A 3,413-nucleotide genomic window follows, 5' to 3' on the forward strand; every position below is an offset into this window, starting at 1 on the left:
GATCCATTAACAGGTGAAGTAACATTCACACCAAACAAAGACTTTGTTGGGACTCCAGATGCAATCACTGTTCAAGCGAAAGACGCTAACGGAACAGCTGTAACAGCAACTTACACACCAACAGTTACACCAGTAACTCCAACTGCAGAAGATGCAGAAACAACTAATGTTCAAGGTAAGACACAAACAGCGAAACCTAAATTTACTGAAGGTGACTCTGATGTGCCACTTGATGACACAGTACCTGCAACATTCGAAGATGGATCAACTACGAAAGTAATTCCTGGTGTCGGAACATTTACAGTAGCTCCAGACGGAACAATTACATTTGTTCCAGAACCAAACTTTACTGGTGTTGCTCCAGCTGTAACAATTCAACGTGTTGACGTGAACGGTACAGTTGTGAAAGCAAACTATGTTGCAACAGTTACACCAGCTCCTGCTAAACCAGTAGAAGTTGAACCTGCAACAACAACACCAGAACCAGCTAAACCACAACAAGAATTACCAAACACTGGTACAAGCGATGAATACGGAGTATTTAGTGCAGCAGCATTAAGCATCCTAGCATCAGTAGGTTTAGTAGCTACATCTCGTAAAAAAGATGAAGAGCAAGAAGCTTAATTTAAAACATTAAGAACGGCATGGGACTAGGGCAACCTGGCCCCATGTTTTTTAGTAAAATAAATTGTAGAAATGCGCTGAATACGATAAAATTAGGAGATTAAGTAACTCAATTTAGAAAGAATAAAAAGGAAGGAGGTAGCTATGTTTAGTTCGAAAAACACTCAGATGAATGAGCGTAAAAATCGTTCGAAAGTAACGCGTTATGCGATAAAAAAACTCAGCATGGGAACAGCTTCTGTGGCGGTCGCATTAGGCTTTTTATTGGTGCAAGGACAAAGCGTTGTTTTAGCCGATACCGTTGAAACGACTCAAAGTGCTACTGAGACAAAAGTAGGGGAAATGTCTGAAAAAGTAGAAGCAACTACTGAAGAACCAACGACTACCTCTGAGGAACAAGCGCCTCGCACACGTACAAGACGTGAGGCTGGAGACGCTCCAGTAGCAACTTCTCCAGTCGGGGCGGATGTTGAAGATGCTACGGCTACTCCTAAAGTTACAAAACCTGGATTTACTAAGGAATTATCGCAAGAAGAATTGCTTAGCCAGGCAAGTTGGATTGATTTTGGGGACGTGGCGAACTGGAGTGGAACTACGACAACTTCAACAGGGCAATTAGCCTTACAAGAAGGATCAACGTATACAAAAGAAATTAGTCCAGGCTATGTCGTGACGGTCAGCGTGAAGTCGCTTAAACCATTTAACGCAACGGAAATCTACAAGAAGAGACTCGAAGCACAAGGGGCAACGGCGGCTGAAAAAAATACCTATGATCCAAACGCGAAAAATGGATATATGAATAGCTCTGAAAGTGCAGATGGAAAACGTGAATATGGCGCAGGGAAAGAAGCGCTGATTGTTGGGGAACCACAAGATGCGTGGAGTGAAATTTATAATTCAGGAATCGATACTGGCGAAAAGAGAACAACGATTACGACGCAATATGAAGGCGGAAATGTCGGAGTTCAGTTTGAAATCACTGGAACGTATAAAGGGAAAACGGTCAAACCAACTGTTCTTATGACAGAAGGAGATTCGTCTAATCTAGGGGAGTTGTCTCTCTATACAACTAACGGAACAGGTTGGCAGCATTTTGCAGAATGGTATAAATACGATAGCCCTTATACGTTGAATTATTTCCCACAAGATACCAAAGACTTATTCGATCCGAATAAAAAAGTTATTGGATTCAGACCGCTTCCGATTAATGGAGTGAACTACCACAGTGGAGAGTTGGCAGCGATTCGTGAGGCTACACAGGTCGGGCCAGATAAGAAACCTGTGGCGTGGAAATACTATGGCAGTCCTGACCAGAAGACAGGCGGACTTGGAACGGGTGTATTTGGACCAAACCTTTCTGCCGGAATGGTGGCTGTACCGATTGTAATGACGCAAGGAGCTACCGAAGTAAGTCTGTATATGGCTTCGGCAAGTAAGCAGTCCGCGATGATTGGATTTTTACCATTTGACGAAAGTGATGCTCCGGAAAGTTACGGGAAAGCGACTCACAGTATTAACCAAGTTCACAATGTGACAGGGGAAGATGTGAAGCAGCCGTATCTTGGAGATACACGTCCGGATGTCGATGAAAATGTGGACCGTACGAACTGGAAAGGCGACGATGCAGAAGGTTCTGCGGATGAAGGCATTGACCAAATCCTTCCAGCGGACCTTAAGGGGAAAACGAACGGTATTTTAGTGTTAGACCGTACCAATACAGGCGATTTAACCATGTCCGTTGAGGCGCATACTGGTGGAGCGGACGAAGCAACAATATATGGATGGGTAGACTTTAACGGAAATGGAACGTTTGATGAAGATGAACGTTCTGAAAAACTAACGATTACTGCAGACGGCACAGCTACTCTTGTCTTTAAAGATGCGTTCAAGAAAGTAAATGTTGCGCTGAGTGAGCTGGGTGCTCGTGTGCGTATCGCAAAAGACGCCACTCAAATTGAGAAGCCAACAGGGATGGCCTTGTCAGGTGAAGTGGAAGATTTCGAAGTGCATTTAACCTTCTTACCAAAAGGAAGTAAGACAGAAACGGACGGACTACAAGGAATTCCGCAAACGGGAACAGTGGTCTTTACACCAAGCGGGAAACAACGCTACTCACTAACCGACGATGCGGTCATCGACGAAGCAATCGAACCAGTTATTGTTGATGAGACGGGTGCCAAAGGGATGCTTGACGCTGAAGGGTACTATGTGGTGGCTGGCGAAGGGAAATATAAAGTCACGGGAGCAGGAAAAGATGTGACCGTTACATTTATTCCAGAAGCTGGATTTGTCGGAACAGGCAAAGGAATCACGATTCGTCGAACGGACGATAATGGAAATGATACCGGATGGACACCAGTGAGCGCGAATGAGACAATCGTTAGCGAACAAACCAACACAATGGATGGACGCTATATTCCAACGGTTGTCCCAATGTCCAAAGAACTCACTAGTACAAAAGTACAAGGGCTCGTCCATGAGGAAACGCCGAAGTTTGAAGGCAAGGATGGAGCTGTTACACCATCAAGCGAGAAGCCAATGGTCTTAGTAGATCCAAAGACTGGAAAGGCGCTTGGTGCGAGTGCTCCAGCAATGAAAGATGGAAAAGAGGTTGGAACGTACACGGTCGATGAAACGACAGGAAAAGTAACATTCACACCGAATAAAGAATTCACAGGAATAGCAGAACCAATCGTTGTTCAGGTGATTGAAAAAGCAACAGGAAAAGCAATTGCTGGCTTGAAATATACGCCTACCGTTACGCCTGTGACGCCAACAGGAGAAGACGT

Annotated in this window: 2 protein-coding genes; both read left to right on the forward strand. The window is 44.5% G+C overall.

Going from position 1 to position 3,413, the window contains the following annotated elements:
• Positions 1-624 (forward strand): LPXTG cell wall anchor domain-containing protein (locus tag ADH02_RS00005; protein WP_048781513.1); only part of this gene is annotated, 624 nt, incomplete at its 5' end.
• A gap of 144 nt (positions 625-768) precedes the next feature.
• A partial coding sequence (locus tag ADH02_RS00010; protein ID WP_152903863.1) for a CshA/CshB family fibrillar adhesin-related protein occupies positions 769-3,413 on the forward strand: 2,645 nt, incomplete at its 3' end.

The sequence above is a fragment of the Streptococcus sp. 263_SSPC genome, assembly GCF_001071995.1.
In the GTDB taxonomy this organism is placed as follows: Bacteria; Bacillota; Bacilli; order Lactobacillales; family Aerococcaceae; genus Granulicatella.